Below are 21,631 nucleotides of genomic sequence, written 5' to 3'. Positions count from 1 at the left end.
ACGATCAGAAAGCGATACTCAAACTCGCTTTGGCCCCGTTGTCGCTGGTTTTGGTCCCCAAGGCACCTGAATAGCGAATGGCGACCGATGTCCCGGGCGCCACGCGCCAGCCGAGCGAGATCTCCGCTAACCCTGCATCCTTTGCCAGTGGTGCGCCCGCTATGGTGAACGGAGCGCTGCCGGCGAGCCGCATCTCCGATAGTGAATCCGTCGCGTCAAAGCGGTGCTGCCATCCGAGCGTGAACCCGGCCACGATTGGTCCTGTAATGGCGGTCGCGCCCTTGAAGCCCAATGTCGACGCGGTCGTGGTTCGGCTGTGGCGAGCGACGGTTAGCGCCGCGCCGCCCCCCTCGGTGAAGGCATCGGCCTGTACGCGGACGCTGGAGACGCCAGCAAAGGGTTCGACCCAGCCCGTCCCCAGCGGCACGCGGTATCCAAGTTCGCCGAAGCCCTGCAGGGTGCGGGCATCGTAACGTCCGCGCAGATTATCGGCGAAGCCAGGGAAGGTGACCGAGCGCGCGGCGTCGATCTTCGACCAGCTATAGGCCGCGCCGGCGCGCAGTTGGACATTGCCGAAGCCGCCGCCGACATAGCCGAGCAGGTGATAGGATTTGACGTCGGCATGGCTGGCGCGCGCGTCGATCCCGAAGTTGCCGTTCGAATAGCCCCCGGCAAGGCCGGCGCGCAGGCCGCTCTCGCCCAGCGCCAGGTCCGTGCCGATCAGCACGCCCTTGGTGTCCCGCTCGAGCGTCGCGGCATTGCCGTTCCCACCGGTCGCACCCCAATTGCCGATCGCCTGCATCCAGGCGCCGGCTCCGCCTTCGGCTTCGGTAAGACGATTGAGCGCGGCCATGCGGGGGAGCCGCGAATCCTCGACCAGCGCGGTGAGGACGCCTGGATAGATCTCGCCCGACAATGCATCGAAGGCGCCTTGGGCTTCGCTTTCGGTCTGGAGGTCGAGGATCGCCGCCTTGATCGACGCGGCGTTCGCCGGTCCGTCGACCGCGGCGGCCACCGCGGCCTGGTTCGGCGTTCCCGCAACCGAGATGAACGAGGCGAGCTGCGCGACATCGAGATACAGCGCCTCGCCTTGTCCAATGCTCTCGAAAACAGGCACGAGCCCGACGAACAGGCTTTGCCGAGCGAGTCCTTCGAAGATGATGCTGCCGCGAGTGATCGGCGCGAAGCGCGAGAGGAGGATCTCGTATCGATCGCCGATATGGTAGCGCCCGGCGACTTGCTTGACGAAGGCGATATGCGTGCCGTCGGCGAGCACGAAGCTGTTGCCGTCGGAATCGATCCGGCCGGCACGGCCGGCTGTATTGGGATCGAGGCCGATGGTCAGGATGCCGCCCGAGCCCTGAGCATAGGTTCCAGCGCCGACGCTCGAATCCATGTCCACCAGCAGGCTTCCCGTCCCGCCTTCGGAAGCGATATGAAGACGGCCGAAGCTCGCATTCGCGCCGCCGAGCAGTTCCACGACACCCTGTCCGGGAAGGAAGTCGGGCCCGGCGATGCGTCCCCCGATATAAGTGTCGGAACCACTGGTCCAGCTCGAGCCCGTGCCCGAAAGCGTCACGCGAGACGGCGCGTCGCCGAGGCTGCCGATATTAGCTCCGCTGCCGGTGAGCAGCCGGCCGCTATTGGTGACTTCGATCGTCCCGGCGGTCATGTCGAACAGGCCGCCCAGCACTGCGAATTGCGAGCCGGCGCCATCGACGCTACCGAACGCACTTCCGCCCGGTGCTTCGCCGCCGAAGGCGACCTGTCCGTGCAGCGTGACTTGTCCGCCGCCCGAAGCGGCGATTTCGCCGGTGCTGCCCACGCCCTCGCCGAACCTGGTCACGGCCTGGTCGGAGCCGAGTTCTATCGCCCCGCCGGCGAGGACGCGGACGAAGCCCGATCCGCCCGCGGTTCCGAAAATGCCCGCGCCGTCGAGCCGGACGACCGATCCGGCACCATCGGCCTCGAGTGCGCCCGCCGCGTTCGCGCCAGCGCCGATGGTGATGCCGCCGGTGCCGGTCAGCACGCCGCCGTTGTGCGCGGCGATACCGCCGGTGCCGCCGTTCGTCCCGAGCGTGAAGTTGCCATGGGTTTGGGCGAAGGTGGTTCCCGCTCCGTCGATAATGAGGGAGCCCTGGCCGGCATCGCCCAGCGTGAAGGCCTGGTCGGTGAGGTGGACGACGGCGGTTGCGCCCCCGGTCAGCTTGATCCGGCCGTTGCCGGATTCGCCGAGCACGATCGCACCCGTCTGCGACCAGCGCGTGCCCGGGCCGTCGACACCGAGCGCGCCCTCCGCACCATTTCCCACGCCGATACGCAGCAGGCCCTTGCTCGCCAGTTCGCTGCCGCTCGTCACCGTGGCCTCGGCACTGCCGGCGTCGATGCCGAGGTCGAGCGACCCGGCATTCCCCCATAGAGCGCCGTTGCCGAGCGAAACCGCGCCGGCCGCCCCATCGCCCACCGATACGCCGACCGAATTGATCACAGCCGTGCTCGCCGTCAGCGAACCGAAGGTACTGCTGCCCGGAATACCCGCGGCGCGATATCCGATCAGAGCGATCCCGCTGAAGGTCAGCGTGCCGCTGTCGATCACTTCGATGATGCCCGTCCCGCCGAACGCGCCGGCATAGGCCTGGCCATCGACCGTGAGGCTCGATCCCGCGCCGGTCACGACGACCTCGCCGTCCGAGCCCAGCCCGACGCCGATGCCGGTGCGGGCGTCGGGATTCGAGGCCCTGACGGTGCCGCCGCCGGCGACGCGCAGCGAGCCGGCGCCCGCGTCGAGCAGGAGCGACTGGTCGCCGGGGTCGATCGCCATCGCACCGCCGACGCCGAGATTGCCGCCGATCGTTACCGTCGATCCGCTATCCACCGTCGTTCTGCCGGTGCCATATTCGCTGCCCAGTGCGACGCCGCCAGCGGCGGTCCAGGCCGACTGATTGGCCAGGTCGATCGAACCGGTCGCTCCCGCGCTGCCCAGGACGACCTCGCCGCCGGTCTCGAGAGTCGATCGGTCGAGCGATACCGCGCCGTTGCTCGCCAACCCGTCGGGGTTGTCGGTGCCGACGCCTCCGAACCCGCCGACCATCAAATTCCCGGCGACCGAGAAAACGGCCTGATCGGCGAGCGCGACCGATCCCGTCCCCCCGATGGCGCCGATCAGCGCGGTGTCGCCGAACCGCAAGGCCGACATCTGTCCCGACACCAATACCGAACCGACCGATCCCGCCCCGATGCCGATCGTGCTCTGGCTCGCAGCGGCGGTGACTGCGCTGCCGCCGCTGATCGTCAGGCTGCCTTGCTGGCCCGCTCCGAAATAGCCGCCCACGTGCAGGCTGCCGGACAGCGAGGCGCCGGACACGAGGTCGAAAGCCGCGGAACCCGATCCGCCCGTCATCCCGATGATCAGATCCCCGGCAGTGATCCGCGATCCGGTGAAGACGCTGAGCGTCGCGGCGCCCCCGCGCGCGCCGATCACCACCTGCGTCGCATCCAGGTCGCTGAAGTCGGACATGCGGAGCGTACCGGTGGCGCCAAGGAGCCCGGCCATGACTGCATAGGCCGAGTTCCACGTCCCGCCTGACATCGTCACCTGGCCGTCCGATCCGGCGCCGAAGCCAATGACGGAAGGCACGAAGGCCTGACTGGTGATCAGGGTGCCGCTGATGTTCAGGATGCCGCGGCCGGTGACTCCGGTTTCCTGCCCAGTGGGACCCGACTCGCCGCCAACCTGGACGGTAAGGACCGTCGCGGTGCCTCCGACGTCGAGTTCCGCAATGCGATCGTCCGGCCCGCTATGGTTTATGCGAACCGTGTCGGCGGTGAGCTCGCCAAGATAGGCCTGCAACCGACCTGTGTTGACGGTCAGATCGTCCATGTCCCACTGCGCGGCGAGCGCCATGACATTGCCCACGCCGCTATCGGCGTCGCCGAGGCGCACATCGCCGCTCAGCACCGTCGATGCGATGTCGAGATTGAGTTGCCCTTCGCCGCCTGCGATGCCCAGCGACAGGTTGCCGGTTTCGATCCGCCCGCCGCTCGCGGCGGAGAGTACGCCGCGGCTGCCGCTGCCGACGCCGGCGACGGTGCCGACGGATCGCCACGCGCCGGTCACATTGACCGTGCCGGCGCCGCCATTCGCGCCGATCGTATCGAGCGGCCGGCCATCACTGCTGCCCGAGAAGAACAGCGAGCCATCGACGTTCAGCACCGCGTTCGAATTGCCGGCGGTCCCGACGAGTACGCGATAGACGCTCTTGTCGCCGGCTTCGGTCGGCGCGTTCGACGAACTCGCATCATTGTTGACGATGATCGTGTCGGCGGGGGCGGGTGCGCGATTCTCGTTCCAGTTGGCGGGATCGTCGAAGTCGGTCGATGCAGATCCGTTCCATGTCACGCTCTGCGCATGTGCTGGCGCGGCAATGCCGGCGAGCACGGTCGTGGCCAGAAGCGCAGTGGCGAGGCGGGGCGGGGGGACGAACGCACGGCGGTACGACATGGCGGGAACTCCGATCGAAGATTCTCGCGGTTTGACTAGGGGACCCGCTCGGGGCCCGCGTCATGCAAACGCATGACGGCAAGCCACTGATATTGCGCAAGACCTGCCCCGCAGGAGACGCCCATGCGCACACCATTTGCTTTTATCGCCCTGATGTGTGCCCCCGTGGTCCAGGCGCAGGTGACCGCGACGTCGGTACCGCCGGTTTCCAGTCCGCCGATACCGGCCGATCGTCCGCCAGCGGATGCGCAGCTTCAGACGACCCGCGTGAACGTGCAAAAACTGCCGTCGAGCGCAGTTACGCTGGGACGACCGTTTGGCTGGACGGAGCCGGTCCCACTGGCAATGGCGGGCACTGCGTTGGCCATCTCACGGGGCCGGCCGATGTCGTCGCTTCCGTGCGGGGTGTTCTACGACATGGTCGATTTGTCGATGGCGCTGGCGCGGGGCTTCCATCTGGCCGGGTACAGCGCCGATGCGTTGCCACAGGGAAGCGACAGGGCGGACGAGATGCCGGTGCTGGAGGCGATCGCGATCGACGCCGCGGGCAACGACGCGACGACCGATCTGCCGAGTGCGATCGCAATCCGCATCCGCCCGCCGGTGGTTACCCTGCGCGCTGAGGCGGGAATGACATGCGGTTCGGCCTATCGCCTCTCGATGACGCTGGAGGGGCCGGCGGGAATCGAACCGTTCGACTCCGCGCGCCCGCCAGAGCCGCGCCGCTAGGGCACGCGTCCGGACGGCGGGAACTTGCTGTAATGGGCTCGAACCGGAGAGAGCGCCACCCCCGCTCGAGCGGCATCGAACACGACTATTCCCTCGACGATCACATGACCGCGCTCGACGTCGCCCGGATCGGGAAAGAGCCGCAATGCGTCGGGCGTGCCCTCGGCAAAGACGGCGCGTGTGACGCGGATTGGCTGGTAGAAGGCGCGCCTGTATCCGGAAGCCTGCCGCTGTTCGATCGATATCAACAGGCATGATGGCGGACGACAGCCCGGCTGCGCGGAGAGGTAGAACAGGCCACTGTGCCGCGTTCCCAGGAACAGCGCAGGCGTCAGGCATGGGCCGGCCACGTCGCAGGTCCGCTTCAATGCGTCCTCCGGACCCGGCCGTGTTTGCGGCATACCCGAAAGCGGCGGCGCGGCGACGAGCAGCGCGTAAGCAATGAGCGGGTGCATCGCCACCCTGTCAGCGTTTGTGGACGATCAGCGTGACGCCGTCGATCGACAGGTCGAGCCGCCTCGGATCCTTGGCCCGCTCGATCAGGAAGCCGTTGCCCGGGCGCGCAGCAATGATCGCGTCCGAGGCCGCCGTCAGCGCGATCTGGACGGTCGGTACGCGCGGATAGTCGCACGAGATCTCGACCAGGTTCTTCGCTACGCGCTTCACCGTAATGACGACGCCCGATTGCGATCCGCCACGCGTGTCGGCGACGACATCGCCCTCATAGGTTCCCGCGACAATTCCGGCGAGATCGACCGCGTGTTGCGCATGTAGTGGAGCGGGAGTCGCCGAAACTCCGACGGGGATCAGGACGAGGGCGGCGAGGGGCAGGATGGAGCGCATCATTTTTCTCCTTGAGAACGCGTGGCGCCGCACCCTCAGCGAGCCCGGAAATGGACATTGGGGATGACCAGCCGCTGCTCGATTCCGTTCGCGCGCACCGCCTGGACGACCAGCCGCGCCGTGTCGCTGTCGGCAGTGAGCCAGGTCTGATCGGCGGGGACCACCACTGTGATCCGCGTGTCGCTCCAGTCGAGGATCTTGAGCTGGGCGCCCGTCGATCCGGCGGCCTGGGGAAACAACCCCACGATGCTGAGCGCTCGGCGCTGGTCGAATCCCTTGCCCGAGATGACCAGGGTCATGCCGTTGCGAAGGGTTACCGGTGCGCCTCGGCCATTGACCTGAGCGATATAGGACCCGTCCGGGAGATCGACGAGATGATGCATGCGAGCGCGGAGCCGCTCGGCCGCGCGCGGGTCGATCGGGCGCGAGACGATGTCGCGCAGTCCGCCGTTGGATAGCCGCGCCTGTGCGTTGGCGGTGTGGCTCGTCAGCGTCAGGACGAGTACCGCCGCGATCGTCAGGGGCATGAGGGGCATCACCGCGCCCCTCAATTCACCGGACGACGCGGCGGATAGGGTCGGCCGGTCAGCGGGTCGATTCCCGCAGGCCCGTTGATCCGCAGCCGAACGCTCAGGCCGCCCCAACATGGGCGTGGGAACCGGCGATGGTCGAGGCCCATGCTCTTGGCGAACAAGGGAGTCGTGATGTTGTAATCCTGGGCCAGCGCCGGCGGGCCGTTGTTGTCGCGCGCCCAGCCGCCCATCTCGCTTTGATAGCCGGCGGGCACCGGCACCTTCTCGCGGATCGCCTCCACCAGATGGAAGCCGTTCGCGCGTATGGGACGCAAGTCGATCGTCGCGCCGACGCCATATTCGCGGCACTCGTGCCCGGGAACCGTAACACCGGAAAATTCCGCATAAAGGTTCGGCGCGGGCCCGATGACATTACCCGTGCCGGGGGCGCGCTTCACTGTCCATCCTGCCGGCTTTTGGAACCGGATCATGCTCTCGGGGATATGGGTGAGCTCGATCGTCTCGTGCCGGACCGGGACCGACGACGGGGGCATGCCCCGCGATGTCAAGATCTTCGCCTTCGCTTTGGGAGTTTGGGTGGATTGGCCCGCCACTCCGAACGCGCTCGCGAGCGAAAATATAGCGATCAGCGGAAACATCTGCATCTCGAAATTCCTTTCCCGGTCTTCTGCAGCGGCGGCGAACGGCGCGTCATCCGTTCGGATGACGGAAGCGTTTCTGCTCAAGCGGCAAGCACCATGCGGACCAGATCCGCCTGCCGGTGTGCGCCCGATTTGTCGAAGATGCGCTGCAGATGCGTGCGCACGGTGGTGCGCGCGACGCCGAGATGCGCCGAGGCCTGGCGCAGCGAGGCGCCCGCGCATAATGTTTCAAGCAGCCGCGCCTCGGCGGGCGTGAGCCCGAACCGCCGGGCGAGGCTGGACAGGCGGAACGCCCGATCGGCGCCGGGCGGGCGCAGTGTCGCGATCACCTGGGCCACGCCCTCGTCGCTGCGCAGCGGCACGAGCTGGACTTCGAGAGCGGTGTCGGCCTCGCCGACCCGAAGAGTCCGGCTTGCCGCGCCGCCGGCCAGCACGGCGCGCATGGCGGTCGCAAGCTTATGGGCGCCACGCGCGTCAGATGCGGACAATCTGCCAAAGACCAGCTCAAGCGGCATGCCCGGTCCTAGCAGTGCGCTTGCCGCGGGGCTCGCAAGCACGAGCCGGCAGTCACCGTCGAGCAGCAGGATCGCCGGTGCTTCTTTCGCGACGCAAGGAAGCTGCCCCGCGATCGACGGAGTGGCGGCGCTCGGAGCATCACTGGCTAGGTCATTGCAAAACCGGTACATCATCGAGATCCCTTTCGAGCTGGTCGCTTCGCAAAAGGAGTCTCGGAATTTGGCCACCGATCCGGACACAGCAGGCGCAAAGGATTTCGCGTCGGCCGGCATTGACGAAGCGCTCTATGCCGATTTGCACCGTGTCGCGCGCCGTGAGCGGTTCCGCGCGGGTCGTCCGGACACGCTCCAGACCACGGCAGTGCTCCACGAAGCCTATGTCCGGCTCGCCGCGCGATCGGCTTGGGAGAGCCGCGACCATTTCCTGGCCGTCGCCGCCACCACGATGCGCTACGTGCTCGTCGATGCGGCGCGCGCCCGCCTTGCGGCGAAGCGTGGCGACGGCGAACGGGCGATGCCTCTCGATGCGGCAGGCGACATGGCGATGGACGCGGAAGACCGCCAGGTCGTGAAGCTCGGCGAGGCGCTCGAGGCGCTGGCATGCTTCGATCCCGAGCTCGCCCGGCTGGTCGATTGCCGGTTCTTCGTCGGTATGACCGAAGACGAGATCGCGCGCGTCCTGGCGATCAGTGACCGCACCGTGCGTCGTCGCTGGCTGCAGGCGCGCGCCTGGATCTACCAGGAAATGGCCGACTAGGATCCGTCGGCGCGCGCCCTCGCGAGCGCGGAGCGCAATCCGGGAATGCTCCTGGTGAACGGATCTGCAGGTGCGCCGAGCGTCCTGAACAGCACCTCGGCCGCGTCGAGATCGCGCGCCGCCTCGTCGAACCTGCCTTGAGCCTGGTCAACCTGCGACCGGGCGCGCAGATACACGCCGTAGAGAATGCCCTTGGTGCCGAGCGGCTTGAGGCCGGGCTCGGCCGAGGCGAGCAGCGCCTGCGCCCGCGCCGGTTCGCGTTGGTGTGCGTAGCCTTCCGCCAGCGTCATCGCCGTCATCAGCGTCACCGGCGCCGTCGCCCCGGCGAACTGGACCGCCATGTCATGCGCCTCGACCAGTATCGGCATCGCCTTGTCGACCTGGCCGAGGCCGAGCCGGGTACGGCCCACCTGCAGCAGATCGGCCGAGAGGGCCATCGATGGACCGTAGAGCGCGCGGCGCAGCTCCGCGGCCTTCTCAAAGGTGGCGAGCGCAGCTGGGTGATCATCCTTTCGGGCATACCAGCCGCCGCGCAGCTGGAGCAGCGAGATCGCCATCGGCGTGCGCTCCTGCCCGAAGCGCACGACCACGCGCTCGCCCCGCTTCAGGATCGCGTCGAGCTCGTCGAGCCGCGACGCCTCGACCAGATGCACGCCGAGATTGTTGTAACGGATCAGAAGCTTGCGCGGATCGCCGGCATATTCGGCTTCGGCCTCGGGTAATTGCCGGTTCAGGATCGCGATCGCTTCGTCGCGCCTGCCGCGCTGACGCAGGATCTGCGCGCGCGCCGCCCCCGACTCCAGCCGCTCCTTGCGATACCGGTCGGGATCGCTGGCGAAGATGGCATCGGCGTTGTCGAGCAACCGGGTCGCTTCGTCGAGCTTGCCCGTCGCACCCTCGACCGTGCCCAGTGTCATCTCCAATCGTGCCTTTGCGGCCGGATCGTCGTTGCCGACGCCCTTCTCCAGCGCGGTGGCAAGGAGTGTCTGTGCGCCGACGATGTCGTTCACCTGCAAATAGAGCTCGGCAAGCGCCACGACTACCGGCGCCGTTTCGGGTGAATGCCTGCCGAAGCTCTGGATCAGCCGCGCCGCACTGTCGTTGAGCAGCTCTTTGGCTGATTCCGATCCGCCCTTGCCGAAGTCCTGGGCGTTGCGAAACATCAGCGAGACCGCCTCGTTGACGGCTTCGGCCTTGCGCGCCTGCGCCCGGGCAAGGTCACGCTCTGCGGCGACGCGATGCGCCTGGAACGCAAAAGCACCGGCGCCCGCGATCAGTGCGAGCATGATCGCCGCCGCTGCCGCGGTCGCGCCGCGATGCCGCCGCACGAAGCGGCGGAGCTGGTAACCGAAGGTGCCGCGCCGCGCTTGTACCGGCTCGAAGCGCAGATGGCGGCGGATATCGTCGGCGAGGGTGGCGACGCTGGCATAACGCGTAGCCGGCTCGTGCCGCATCGCCTTGAGCACGATGGCGTCGAGGTCGCCCGCGATGCGCGAGGCCGGTACGGGCGATCGCCCCTGCCGCACGGCGGCTCTGCTCGGCGGCTCCGGCTCGTCGTTGATCATCCGGGTCAGCTCGGACGAGGAGGTCCCACCCGGACGCCGCCACGCACCTTCGCCTGCCAATAGCTCATAGAGCACGCCGCCCAGCGCATAGACATCGGTCGCAACTGTCGCCTGGTCCCGGCGGAACTGCTCGGGTGCGGCATAGTCGGGAGTCAGCATCGCCTGGGTCAGCGTCTGGCCCGGTGCCGCCTCGTCGAGGATCTTCGCTATGCCGAAGTCAAGCAGACGCACGCGGCCGCCGTCATCGACCATGATGTTCGCAGGCTTCAGGTCGCGGTGCACGATCAGGCGGCTATGAGCGTAGCTGACCGCGTCGCACACCTCGAGCATCAGCCGTAACCGCTCCTCGATCCTGGCATGCCGGCCGGCACACCAGGTCGTGATCGGCTCTCCTTCTACATATTCGAGCGCGATGTAGGGACGCCCGTCGCGTGCTACGCCGCCGTCGATGAGCCGCGCGATCCCGGGGTGCTCAAGGCCGGCGAGCATGCGCCGCTCGGCATCGAACTGTGCCAGCCTCTCGGTCGCTTCGGGCCGTAACAGCTTCAGCGCGACATGTTGCGCGAACCCGGCGCCGCTGCGTTCGGCGAAATAGACCTCGCCGGTACCACCGCGCCCGATCAGCCGGACGATCCGGAATGCGCCGACGCTGTCGCCGGCGTTCAGCGAGCTATATTCGACAGGTGCCGGCGCCCGGTCTGCCGAAGTGCTTTCGAACAGGCCGCTGCGGCCATGCGCCTCCAGCATCGCTCGGACTCGCTCCCGCACGAAGGGATCGAGCGCCATCGCGTCGAGCGCCTCCTCCCGGCCTTCGCTCTTCTCTACGAGGCGGTCGAAAGCGTCGCGGATCGTTGCCCATTCGGAAGAGGTTGGTTGGCGCATATCTTCGGCTTTCGGGAAGGGCCATGTGCGGCGACGGTAACCGCGCGCACCTCCGATGGGAATGGTAAGCAGGCTGCGATGGTGAGCGCATCGGGGGGAAGGCAAGTCAGAGCCCGATTCAACGCCGGCAACAGGTCGATACCGTTCGGGGCCTCCCCGGTTGGAACGGCAGCTGTCGTCGGTCCGCCACCGGAAAGCGGACGGGCGGCTGACGGCCCGAAAGCCGCCATACTCCCTTGAGAGACGCGCTTCGTGTTGACCCATGGCTTGCCGGCCGACTGCTCTGCCGCCGGCAGCGTTATCCAGCGCGCCGACAGCAGAGCGGGTGACGGGACGCAATAAGCTATTGTCGTTCGCCCGCGGCCTGTGTCACCCCACGCCGCCGATGAGCAAGGAATGCAACTTGGGCGTTACGGGCGAGACAAACGCGCTTGAGCCTGGCCGAACGGCTCGCCCGACAATCGACGATGTCGCTGCGTTGGCCGGGGTCGGGCGGGCTTCGGTGTCCCGTGCACTGAATGATCAGGCCAACGTCAGCGCCCGCATGCGCGAGCGGGTGATGCAGGCAGTCAAGGCCCTCGACTACCGCGTGAACCCCCAGGCTCGCAGCCTGGCCAGTCGTAGCGGCAAGGCGCTTACGTTGATCAACTGTACAGCGTTCGATGCCGATCCCAACTCCTACTATTTCGCTGCGCTGGAACTTGGCGGCCTGCGCGCCGCGGCGATTGCTGGTTTCGAATTGTCGACGCTCAACATCGACGTGGACGACCCGTATCGCAGCGAGAAGGTGATCGAGCTTTTCGAATCAGGACGCAGCGCGGGAGTGATCCTGGCGCCGCCCCTGTCGGACGACTCCGCGCTTGCTGCGGCGCTGGCCGAACGCAAATGTCCGGTCGTGTGCGTTTCGCCCAGCGACGCGGTCCGCGAGATATTGCCGGGCGTTGGTTTCGATGAGGCGGGGGCAGGCGAGGAAGTCGGGAAGCTGGTTCTGGCGCACGGTCACCGGCGGTTCGGATATCTGCTCGGCATTGAGGGGCACCTTTCGGCCGAGAAGCGTTTTGACGGCTTTCTGCGCGCGCTCGCACAAGCCGGACTGGGCGCCGAGGCGGTCACGCCGCTACGCGGGAATTTCAGTTTCCGTTCGGGCGTAGAGCTGGGTCAGGGGTTGCTGGACAGCGCCACGCGCCCCACTGCGATCGTCTGCGCCAATGACGACATGGCGGTCGGCGCGCTGTTCGCGGCACACCGCATGCACCTCGTCGTGCCGGACGATATTTCGATCGTCGGCTTCGACGATGCTCCGATCTCCGCGCATATATGGCCGCCGCTAACCACCGTACATCAGCCGATCCGCCGGATCGCCGCTTCGGCGGTGGAGCAGTTGGTCGAGATGCTGCTGCGCGGGCAAGCGCCAAGGCCGCGGTTCGAAACGATCGGCTATCATCTCGTCGAACGCGAATCGCTGGCGACGGCGCGCGACTGAGAAGCGCTACCGGGGCGCGCTGTCTCCCGAAAGTCTCAGTAACCGATGAACCTTGTTCCCCACGAACTTTGTCATTGACACCGTTGACGCATGCCCCGTAGCAAACTGGAAGCGCTTCCAGTCCGCTTGGGCCGGGGCCGTAACGATCGCAAAGATCGGGCACGCAGGTCCAACAGAGGCCTAACAGGGGAGAAGGATATGGGCCTGAAGGGGCGCTTCGGTCGCAATGACCGCATCCGCATGCAGTTCGCACTGACCGCCTCGGCGCTGGCGATGGCCACCGCGCTGCCGACGATCGCCCGCGCGCAGGAAGCCGCGGCACAGGACGATCAGGCGGCGGACACCACGAGCAGCGAGGATATCGTCGTCACGGGCCTGCGCGCCGGCCTGCAGAATTCGATCAACACCAAACGTGACGAGACCTCGATCGTTGAGGCGATCTCGGCCGAGGACATCGGCAAGCTTCCCGACGTCTCGATCGCCGAGTCAATCGCACGCCTGCCCGGTCTCGCGGCGCAGCGCGTCAACGGGCGCGCCCAGGTCATATCGATCCGCGGCCTCGCGCCCGACTTCACCACCACCCTGCTCAATGGCCGACCGCAAGCGAGCTCGGGCGACAATCGGGCGGTGGAATTCGACCAATACCCTTCCGAATTGCTCTCGAGCGTCGTCATCTACAAGACGCCCGACGCGGCGATCTCGGGCATGGGGCTTTCGGGTACCGCGGACCTCCGCACCGTCCGCCCGCTTGCGTTCGGCAAGCGTGCGATCGCGCTCAACATCCGCGGCGAGAAGACCGAGGGATCGAAGCTCAACGACGACGTCCGCAACTGGGGCGGCCGCGCCAGCGTGAGCTATATCGACCAGTTCGCCAACGGCACGTTGGGCATCGCGATCGGCTATGCGCACCTCGACAGCCCGTCGCAGAACAAGCACTTCAAGGCCTATGGCTATGAATCGTTCGGCGGGGTCAGCCCGACGACGGTGCAGCCGGCCGCCGCGGCCGACGCGCTGCTGCTCAACGGCCAGGAAGTCTTCGCGACTTCGCGCCTCAACCGCCGCGACGCTGTGATGGGCGTCATCGAATGGCAGCCCAGCCCGATGGTCCATTCGACCCTCGATCTGTTCTATTCGAAGTTCCACCAGGAAGAGACGACGCGCGGTGCGCAGTGGTTCTCGAACGGCTGGGCGGACGGCGCGACCTTCACCGGCGTCACCACCGCGGACCGCGGCGGATCTCTGATTGCGACCGGCGGCACGCTCAACCGCGGCGTGCCGATCTTGCGCAACGACTTCAACAAGCGTGACGACGAGATATTCTCGGCGGGCTGGAACAACGAGTTCCAGATGGACGATCGCACCCGGTTCATCGCCGATCTTTCCTATTCGAAAAACAAGCGCACCGAGCAGATCCTCGAAACCTATGCCGGCTATGGCCGCGGCACCGGAGGAGTCACCCCGGCCACCCCTGACGTCGGCCGGACCTTCGACACGATCGGATTCGAAGTCCCCGAGGACGGCTTCCCGACTTATGCCGAGGGCCTGAACTATGCCGATGCCGCACAGGTCTCGCTCGGCGACCGCGCGCCTTGGGGCGGTTGGGGGCATGACGGCGCGATCCGCTTCCCCGATGTCGAAGAGAGCATCTGGGCCATCGACCTCAAGCTCGACCATGAGTTCGATGGTCTCCTCAGCAAGATCACCGGCGGCGTGAACTTCACGCGCCGGGAGAAGAGCAAGCGCGTCGACGATTTCGACCTGTTCCTCAAGAACGGCCGCCAGCAGGTGCTGGTCGATCCGGCCGATCTGGTCGAGCCGACTTCGCTCGGTTTCACCGGTTTCGGCAACGTGCTGAGCGTCGATCTCGAAAGCGCGCTCGACAAATATTGGGACCGCGCACCGATCCTCGACGCCAATTATTTCGACAAGAACTGGGACATCGAGGAAGAGCTGCTCACCGGCTTCATCAAGGCCGATTTCAAGGCGGGGCCGGTGCGCGGCAATATCGGCGTGCAGGTGGTCGAGCAGCGCCAGAGCTCGACCGGCGTGGTGATCAACGGGCTCGAGCCCGGCCAGCCGATCGTGCCGGTGCTGCGCACCGCGGGCGAGACCTATACCGACGTGCTGCCCAGCCTGAACCTGATCTGGGAGCTGGGCGGCGGGCATCGCCTGCGCCTGGCAGCGTCGAAGACCATGGCGCGCCCGCGCATGGACGAGATGCGCGCCAATGTGACGCCAGGGTTCAATTCGCTGGTGTGCAGCGGGCAACCGTGCGTGGCGGGCCAGACCGTCAATCCCTGGTCGGCATCGGGCGGCAATCCCAATCTCAAGCCATGGCGCGCCGATGCGCTGGACGTCGCCTATGAGTGGTACGTCAACAAGACGAGCTATTTCTCGATCGCCGGCTTCTACAAGAAGCTGCACAGCTACATCTACCAGCGCACCGACATATTCGACTTCTCGGGCATCCCGCTGCCGACCACCGCATCGGCGATCCCGGCCGGCGTGGTCATCAGCCCGCTCGGCCAGATCACTTTGCCCGCGAATGGCAATGGCGGGACGATCAAGGGCGTCGAGTTCAGCGGCGCGTTCGACTTCGGCACCGTGGTCGACGCGCTCAACGGCCTCGGCGTTATTGGCAGCCTGTCGCTCACCGAGTCCGATCTCAACCCGGCGGACAATGGCCAGGAAGTCCGCATTCCAGGTCTTTCGGGGACGATCTACAACATCACCGGCTACTACGAGAATGGCGGCTTCCAGGCGCGTGCCAGCTATCGCTATCGCTCGGCGTTCAAGGGCGAAGTGGTCCAGCTCTTCGCAACGCGCGGCCAGACCGAGATCCTCGCCGACCGGCAGGTCGATGCGCAGATCGGCTACACGTTCGAGAGCGGGGCGCTGGAGGGCTTCGGCGTGCTGTTCCAGGTCAATAATCTGACCGACTCGCCCTATCGAACCCGGCTCGGCCTCGACAGCGGCGGCACCCACACCGCGGATGGCAGCTCGCTGCTCGAGACCTATGAGAAATATGGCAGGCAGTTCCTGCTCGGGTTCAACTACCGCTTCTAGCGTTCACCCGGACCCCTCCGGGACCATAGCGGGGAAGCGCGAGTAGAGCCTCATGCTTCCCCGTTCTTTTGAACAGGGCGCGTGCTTGCCAACCCGGTCGGCAACCTGCGACATCCGGCGGCAGGCGCGAACCAGAAGGCGCGGGAGAGGCATGCAGCAGCTGAAGCGGATATTGATCGTCGGCGGCGGATCGGCCGGCTGGATGACGGCTGCCTTGCTCTCGCAACTCTTCCAGGGATTGTACGAGATCATTCTCGTCGAATCCGAGCAGATCGGCACGATCGGCGTCGGCGAGGCGACGATTCCCGCGATCAAGAAATATAACGAACTGCTCGGGCTCGACGAGAACGAGTTCATGTCGCGCACCCAAGGCAGCTTCAAACTGGGGATCCAGTTCGTCGACTGGTGGCGCCGCGGCGAAAGCTACATCCACGGCTTCGGTGTGATCGGGCAGGATCTGGGTTGGCTGCGCTGCCACCAATATTGGCTCAAGGCACGCGCAGCAGGCGGGGGATCGGACTTTGCCGCCTATTCGATCAACACCGCGGCGGCGCTCGCCAACAAATTCATGCGCGCCGACCCCAAGCTGGCGGAATCGCCGATCGGCCATATCGCCCATGCCTTCCACTTCGACGCGGGCCTCTATGCCAAGTTCTTGCGCGGCTATGCCGAAGCGCGGGGCGTAAAGCGGCGCGAAGGCAAGGTCGCCGGCGTCGCGCTGCGCAGCGAGGACGGTTTCGTCGAATCGGTGACGATGGACGATGGCGAGGTGATCGCGGCGGACCTGTTCGTCGATTGCTCGGGCTTTCGCGGACTGATTATCGAGGAAGCGCTCGCAACCGGCTACGAGACATGGAGCCAATGGCTGCCCTGCGACCGCGCGATGGCGGTGCCCTGCGCGCGGACCGAGCCGTTCACTCCCTATACGCGATCGACCGCGCGAACCGCCGGCTGGCAATGGCGCATTCCGCTCCAGCATCGCGCCGGCAACGGCCATGTCTATTCGAGCGCCCATATCGACGATGCCGAAGCCGAGGCGCAACTGCTAGCCAATCTCGATGGCGCGCAACTGGCCGAGCCCAACCGCATCCGCTTCACCACCGGCAAGCGGCGCAAGACGTGGAACAGGAACTGCGTCGCGATCGGGCTCGCCTCCGGCTTTCTCGAGCCGCTCGAATCGACCAGCATCCATCTGATCCAGTCGGCGATCATCCGGATGGTGCGGCTGCTCCCCGATGCAGGGTTCGATCCAGCGACGATCGCCGAATTCAATCGCCAGACCGACTTCGAATATGAGCGGGTCCGCGACTTCATCATCCTGCACTACAAGGCGACTGCCCGCGACGACACGCCCTTCTGGCGCTATTGCCGCGACATGGAGGTGCCCGACACGCTCCAGCGAAAGATCGATCTGTTCGCCGCCAATGGCCGCGTGTTCCGCGAGGATGACGAGCTGTTCACCGAGGAGAGCTGGATCCAGGTGTTCCTGGGCCAGGGCGTGATCCCGCGCGGCTATGATCCGCTGGTCGACATCAAGAGCGACGCGCAGGTCGCGCAGTTCCTCGGCAATGTCGAGAACGTCATCGGCAAGTGCGTCGCGGTGATGCCGGGCCACGCCGATTATGTCGCGAAGACGTGCCCGGCGGCCTAGCCTTGCAGCTTGGCGAGCAGCGCCTCGCGCATCCGGGCGAGATGCTGCGGCTCCGTCGCGCCGAGAATGCCCCGCGCCTCTGCCGGCAGGTGCGCACCGGGATCGCCATCGGCGAGGAAGACATAATGCGCGAACATCGCCTGCCACGCGCGGCGCTGGTCGGAAGGAAGGCCGCGGACCGTCATCAGCGCGTGCATCATCGCGTCCCACGGCGTGCCGGGAAGCGCGGGTGCGGGATCCCACCAATAGTTCACCAGCAGGTTGAAGGCATCGAGCGCCTCGACATGGTGATACCATTGATAGGGAATGTAGAGCGCGTCCCCGGGTTCGAGTTCAGCAGTCTGCGCGGCCTCGAGTGCTGTGACGAAACGCGGGTAACGATCCAGATCGGGCGCGGTCAGGTGGACCATGCTCACCTGCACGCCGGCGGGGGTCGGGTTGAACGGACCCATATAGAGATTGCCCACCTGTTCGGGCGGGAACAAGGTGAAGCGCCGATGCCCGGCGACAACGCAGGCGATGTTCTCCGACGGATCATGGTGGATCGCGACCTTGGCGGCGTTGCCGATCCACAGCCGCGCGGGAACCTCGGGCGGCAGCAGCGGCATGCCATGCGCCTCGGCAAAGCCGGGGAAGTTTTCCCGCGCGCTCAGCCCCTGCAGCGCGAGCGCATCGGTGCGCTCCTGAACCAGCCGGTCGAGAAATTCTGGGAGCGGCGCCTGCTCGGGCGTGAAGTTGCGGGAGCCGATCGTCGCGCCATAGTGCATGCGACCTTCGATCTCGGGCGGCGCGCGCATGAATTGCACGGGCTTCGGCGCGGCCATCGCCGCCAGATATGCCGACGCGTCGGCCGCGCGGACCACCGGCCAGTCGCGCACCAGCCCCTTGAGAACCGCGGGTTCTCCAGCGGCGCGTATTTCCTGGAAGCTGGCGGGAGTGACATCGTGCCAGGCGCGGATGGAATGCATTGCGCGAGCCTATCAGGGGAGCGGAGAATGGAGCAACGTTCGATCCGTGTCGATCACGTCGGCCTCGAACGCGAGCCGGTGGTGGTCGTCGAGAATTTCGCACCCGATCCCGAAGCGCTGATCGACGCCGCCGAGGTGCTACTTTTCGCGCCAATGGGGGAATATTATCCGGGCATTCGCGCACCGGTGATGCCGGCCTATTTCGAGGGGCTCGCGCCGGTGCTGACGCCTGTGATGCGCGAGGTGTTCGGTGCGCAGGAACGGATCGGCTTCACCCGCGCACTCTATTCGATCGCGACCACGTCGCCCGCCGAGCTGACGCTCGCCCAGCGCATCCCGCATATCGACGGCGTCGCCGAGGGGATGATCGCGATCCTCCATTATCTGGCGCGAGAGGACCAAGGCGGCACAGCCTTTTATCGCCACCGCTCGACCGGGTTCGAGACCGTCGATGCCGCGCGCCATCGCCGCTATCTCGACGCGCTGCGGGACGACTTCACCGCGCATGGTGAGCCGGAACCCGCCTATATCGAGGGCGATACTGCGATCTTCGAGCAGATCGCCTGCTACGACGCGGTGTTCAACCGCGCGCTGATCTATCGCAGCAGCCTGCTCCACTGCGCCATGCTGCCCAATCATATCGCGCTGCCCGGCACGGCGCGCGAAGGGCGGCTGACCGTGGCGAGCTTCCTGCGCGTGCAATGAGGAGAGAGAAGATGCGTGTCCTGATCGGATTTGCCGCGCTCGCGCTGGCCGGCTGCGCGCAGGGCGAGCGGCCCGCCGGGGGCATTGGCGCGGCGCCTTCGGTCGAGGTCTGGCTGACGCTGCCCGACCAGTCGGCGCTGCTTGCGCGGCAGGCGCCGATCGCGTTGCAGCCGGGCGCGGCGGCGAGGGCGATCACCGTCGATCCGGCGCAGCGCTTCCAGGAGATGGTGGGGTATGGCGCGGCCATCAGCGATGCCTCGGCCTGGCTGATCCAGCGCAGGATGACCCGCGAGCAGCGCGACGCGCTGCTCGCCGACCTGTTCGGGCCGCAGGGGATCGGCTTCTCCTTCACGCGCGTGACGATCGGCGCATCGGACTTCTCGCGCAGCCATTACAGCTATGACGATCGGCCCAAGGGCGAGCGCGATCCCGAACTCACGCATTTCTCGATCGCGCCGGCGCGGGCCGAGGTGCTGCCCACCGTCCGCGCTGCGCGTGCGGTCAATCCCAGGCTCGCGGTGATGGTCTCGCCGTGGAGCGCGCCGGGCTGGATGAAGACGACGGACTCGCTAATCAAGGGGACGCTCCGCGACGACGCTTACCAGCCCTTTGCCGCCTATCTGCGCCGCACCGTGCAGGATTTCACCAGGGAGATCGGCCCGGTCGATTATCTGAGCATCCAGAACGAGCCCGATTTCGAGCCGGAAAACTATCCCGGCATGCGGCTGAGCCCGGTCCAGCGGGCCCGCGCGATCGCGCTGCTCGGCCCCGAGCTGGAGCGCTCGGGGCTGCCGACGCGCATCCTCGACTGGGATCACAACTGGGACCTGCCCGAACAGCCGCTAGGCGTGCTCGCCGATCCCGCCGCCTCGCGTTACGTGGCCGGGGTGGCATGGCATTGCTACAAGGGTGACGTGTCGGCGCAGAGCGTGGTGCGCGGCAAGCATCCCGACAAGGACGTGTTCTTCACCGAATGCTCGGGCGGCGAATGGTCCAAGGCCTGGCCCGACAGCTGGGCATGGACGATGCGCAACCTCGTGATCGGCGCGCCGCGTCACTGGGCGCGCGGCGTGCTGATGTGGAACCTCGCGCTCGATGAGAAATACGGGCCGCATCTCGGCGGCTGCGACAATTGCCGCGGCGTGGTGACGATCGACAGCAAGACGGGCGCGGTCACCCGTAACGTCGAATATTACGCGTTCGGCCATGCCAGCCGCTTCGTGGCGCGCGGAGCGCACCGCATCGCGTCGGACACGAGGCCGGGCGGCGTCGAGACGGTCGCCTTCCGCAATCCCGACGGCACGCGGGTGCTGCTCGCCTTCAATGCCGGCGCGCAGGCTGAGACAGTGACCGTCCAGACCGATGGCGGGCATTTCGCTTATCCGCTGCCGTCCAATGCGGCGGTGACCTTCCGCTGGCGCGGGGTGCGATGACGCAGGGACGCGCCGCGGCCGCCTTCGTACCGGTCACGGCTTTGTTCTTCGCCTGGGGCTTCATCTGCGCCAACAACGACCCGCTGATCGCCGCGATGCGCGCGATCTTCAGGCTTTCCTACACCGCCGCGTTGTTCACGCAGATCGTCGCGTTCCTCGCCTTCGCGACGATGGCGCTGCCGGCGGCGGCGCTGCTCGCCCGCTGGGGCGCGCTGCGCATGATCCTCGCCGCGCTCGCTACGATGATCCTCGGCTGCCTGATCATCCAGATAAGCGCATGGGCGCCGCATTTCCTCCTGGTGCTCGCCGGGCTGTTCGTGCTGATGACCGGGATCGTCGCACTGCAGGTGGCCGCCAATCCGCTCGCCGCAATGCTGGGGCCGCCCGAGCACAGCCATTTCCGGCTCACGCTCGCGCATGGCTTCAATTCGCTAGGTGTGGTCTGCGGGGTACATTTCGGCGCGCGGCTGGTGCTGGGGAGCGCGGGACTGACGCCGGGCGCGACGCAAATGGCGGGCATTGCCGCGGTCAATCGCGCGTTCCTGATCATCGCCGCGCTGGTGGCTGGGCTTGCGCTGCTCGTCCTGCTGGCGCGGCGGCAGATCCTGGCAGCGCCCATCGAGGAGTCGCGGCCAGCGCGCATCGCCGATGCGCTGCGATCGCGCCCGGCACTGCTCGGCGCCGTCGGCATCGCGCTTTATGTCGGTGCCGAAGTCGCGATCGGCAGCATGTTGATCCTCCATCTCGCGTCGCCCGATGTGTTGAACCTCAGCCTTGCCGGCGCGGGCGCGCATGTCGCCAATTTCTATTGGGGCGGCGCCTTGGTCGGACGGTTCGCAGGAAGCTGGGCATTGCGTCACTTCCCCGCCTCGGCATTGCTGGCAGCGGCCGCCGCGATGGCGCTTGCCTTATGTGCCGCGGCGCTGGTGCTGCCCGGACCCGCCGGCGCCTGGTGCCTGCTGGGGGTGGGTCTGTTCAATTCGGTGATGTTCCCGGCGATCTTCTCACTCACGCTCGAACGATCGGACGTCTCGGCATCTGCCACTTCCGGCCTATTGTGTCTTGCGATCGGCGGCGGCGCTGTGCTTCCTCTGTTTTCGGGCCAGATCGCCGACCATTTCGGCCTGCACTGGAGCTTTGCCGTTGCGCTCACCGCCTACACCTATGTTCTTGCATTCGCGATGACGGGTCCGGTTACACCACCAGACGGGGGCAGGGGAACCGGGTAGCAGACGGGCTTAAATTAAATTGCGAATGGGGTTCTGTTGGCGGGCAGTGTTTAGTCTTCCGTTTCGCGCCCCAAGAGCGGTCATTCGGCGACCTGGGCGCTAATCCCCAAAGCCGCCGTTAATCGGCGAC

The 21,631-nt window shown here is 66.7% G+C and carries 16 protein-coding genes; 8 read left to right on the top strand and 8 right to left on the bottom strand.

Annotation, left to right across the window (positions count from 1 at the left end; translation table 11 throughout):
• Positions 1-4: 4 nt before the first annotated feature.
• Positions 5-4,501: an autotransporter domain-containing protein gene (locus tag BR78_RS20320; protein WP_037565894.1), complete on the bottom strand. Its 4,497-nt coding sequence runs from the start codon at positions 4,499-4,501 to the stop codon at positions 5-7.
• A gap of 123 nt (positions 4,502-4,624) precedes the next feature.
• Between BR78_RS20320 and BR78_RS21530 the strand changes: the two genes are divergently transcribed.
• Complete coding sequence (locus tag BR78_RS21530; protein WP_156022194.1) at positions 4,625-5,230, top strand: hypothetical protein; 606 nt, start codon at positions 4,625-4,627, stop codon at positions 5,228-5,230.
• Here the strand turns inward: BR78_RS21530 and BR78_RS21525 are convergent.
• The 5 genes from BR78_RS21525 to BR78_RS21910 are packed head-to-tail and all read right to left on the bottom strand — an operon-like array spanning position 5,227 to position 7,690.
• The gene (locus BR78_RS21525) at positions 5,227-5,685 is read right to left on the bottom strand and encodes a hypothetical protein (RefSeq protein ID WP_156022193.1); all 459 of its coding nucleotides are present in this window, start codon (positions 5,683-5,685) and stop codon (positions 5,227-5,229) included. The genes BR78_RS21530 and BR78_RS21525 overlap by 4 nt on opposite strands.
• Positions 5,686-5,695: 10 nt before the next feature.
• Positions 5,696-6,076 carry a hypothetical protein gene (locus BR78_RS0102560; RefSeq protein WP_029934695.1) on the bottom strand — a complete coding sequence of 127 codons (381 nt, stop codon included), beginning with the start codon at positions 6,074-6,076 and terminating at the stop codon, positions 5,696-5,698.
• Positions 6,077-6,108: 32 nt separating this feature from the next.
• Positions 6,109-6,609 carry a hypothetical protein gene (locus BR78_RS0102555; RefSeq protein ID WP_029934693.1) on the bottom strand — a complete coding sequence of 167 codons (501 nt, stop codon included), beginning with the start codon at positions 6,607-6,609 and terminating at the stop codon, positions 6,109-6,111.
• A gap of 11 nt (positions 6,610-6,620) precedes the next feature.
• Positions 6,621-7,331 carry a hypothetical protein gene (locus tag BR78_RS0102550; protein WP_156022192.1) on the bottom strand — a complete coding sequence of 237 codons (711 nt, stop codon included), beginning with the start codon at positions 7,329-7,331 and terminating at the stop codon, positions 6,621-6,623.
• A complete protein-coding gene (locus tag BR78_RS21910; protein WP_029934689.1) occupies positions 7,328-7,690 on the bottom strand; it encodes a LuxR C-terminal-related transcriptional regulator in 363 nt (120 codons plus the stop codon). The genes BR78_RS0102550 and BR78_RS21910 overlap by 4 nt, the downstream gene beginning before the upstream one ends.
• A gap of 292 nt (positions 7,691-7,982) precedes the next feature.
• Here BR78_RS21910 and BR78_RS21905 point away from each other — a divergent pair, with 292 nt between their 5' ends.
• Positions 7,983-8,519, top strand: coding sequence for an ECF-type sigma factor (locus tag BR78_RS21905; RefSeq protein WP_037566106.1), 537 nt, complete (start codon positions 7,983-7,985; stop codon positions 8,517-8,519).
• Here BR78_RS21905 and BR78_RS20780 read toward each other — a convergent pair.
• Positions 8,516-10,966, bottom strand: a complete 2,451-nt coding sequence (locus tag BR78_RS20780; protein ID WP_029934685.1) for a serine/threonine-protein kinase — start codon at positions 10,964-10,966, stop codon at positions 8,516-8,518. The genes BR78_RS21905 and BR78_RS20780 overlap by 4 nt on opposite strands.
• Before the next feature lie 346 nt (positions 10,967-11,312).
• On the opposite strand from BR78_RS20780, the gene BR78_RS0102530 reads away from it, so the two are divergent.
• The 3 genes from BR78_RS0102530 (at position 11,313) to BR78_RS0102520 (ending at position 17,166) form a co-directional block, all read left to right on the top strand.
• Positions 11,313-12,449: a LacI family DNA-binding transcriptional regulator gene (locus tag BR78_RS0102530; RefSeq protein ID WP_231478094.1), complete on the top strand. Its 1,137-nt coding sequence runs from the start codon at positions 11,313-11,315 to the stop codon at positions 12,447-12,449.
• Between the two features lie 198 nt (positions 12,450-12,647).
• Entirely contained in the window at positions 12,648-15,515 is a 2,868-nt protein-coding gene (locus BR78_RS0102525) for a TonB-dependent receptor (protein WP_156022190.1), read from the top strand.
• Positions 15,516-15,666: 151 nt separating this feature from the next.
• Positions 15,667-17,166: a tryptophan halogenase family protein gene (locus tag BR78_RS0102520; protein ID WP_029934678.1), complete on the top strand. Its 1,500-nt coding sequence runs from the start codon at positions 15,667-15,669 to the stop codon at positions 17,164-17,166.
• Here the strand turns inward: BR78_RS0102520 and BR78_RS0102515 are convergent.
• A complete protein-coding gene (locus tag BR78_RS0102515; RefSeq protein WP_029934675.1) occupies positions 17,163-18,134 on the bottom strand; it encodes a cupin-like domain-containing protein in 972 nt (323 codons plus the stop codon). The two genes, BR78_RS0102520 and BR78_RS0102515, sit on opposite strands and share 4 nt — an antisense overlap.
• Positions 18,135-18,161: 27 nt before the next feature.
• Here BR78_RS0102515 and BR78_RS0102510 point away from each other — a divergent pair, with 27 nt between their 5' ends.
• From BR78_RS0102510 to BR78_RS0102500, 3 genes are read left to right on the top strand one after another with little or no spacing between them, the layout of a single operon-like run.
• Positions 18,162-18,839 carry a DUF6445 family protein gene (locus BR78_RS0102510; protein ID WP_029934673.1) on the top strand — a complete coding sequence of 226 codons (678 nt, stop codon included), beginning with the start codon at positions 18,162-18,164 and terminating at the stop codon, positions 18,837-18,839.
• An 11-nt stretch (positions 18,840-18,850) separates the two neighbouring features.
• On the top strand, positions 18,851-20,272 hold the full coding sequence (locus BR78_RS0102505) for a glycoside hydrolase family 30 protein (protein WP_029934671.1): 1,422 nt from the start codon (positions 18,851-18,853) through the stop codon (positions 20,270-20,272).
• Positions 20,269-21,501: an MFS transporter gene (locus BR78_RS0102500; protein ID WP_029934669.1), complete on the top strand. Its 1,233-nt coding sequence runs from the start codon at positions 20,269-20,271 to the stop codon at positions 21,499-21,501. The genes BR78_RS0102505 and BR78_RS0102500 overlap by 4 nt, the downstream gene beginning before the upstream one ends.
• Positions 21,502-21,631 lie beyond the last annotated feature (130 nt).

This window comes from Sphingomonas sp. UNC305MFCol5.2, from assembly GCF_000712135.1.
Classification (GTDB): domain Bacteria; phylum Pseudomonadota; class Alphaproteobacteria; order Sphingomonadales; family Sphingomonadaceae; genus Sphingomonas.
The sequence above is the reverse complement of the archived record's forward strand: the minus strand, read 5'-3'. Positions and strand labels throughout refer to the sequence as shown.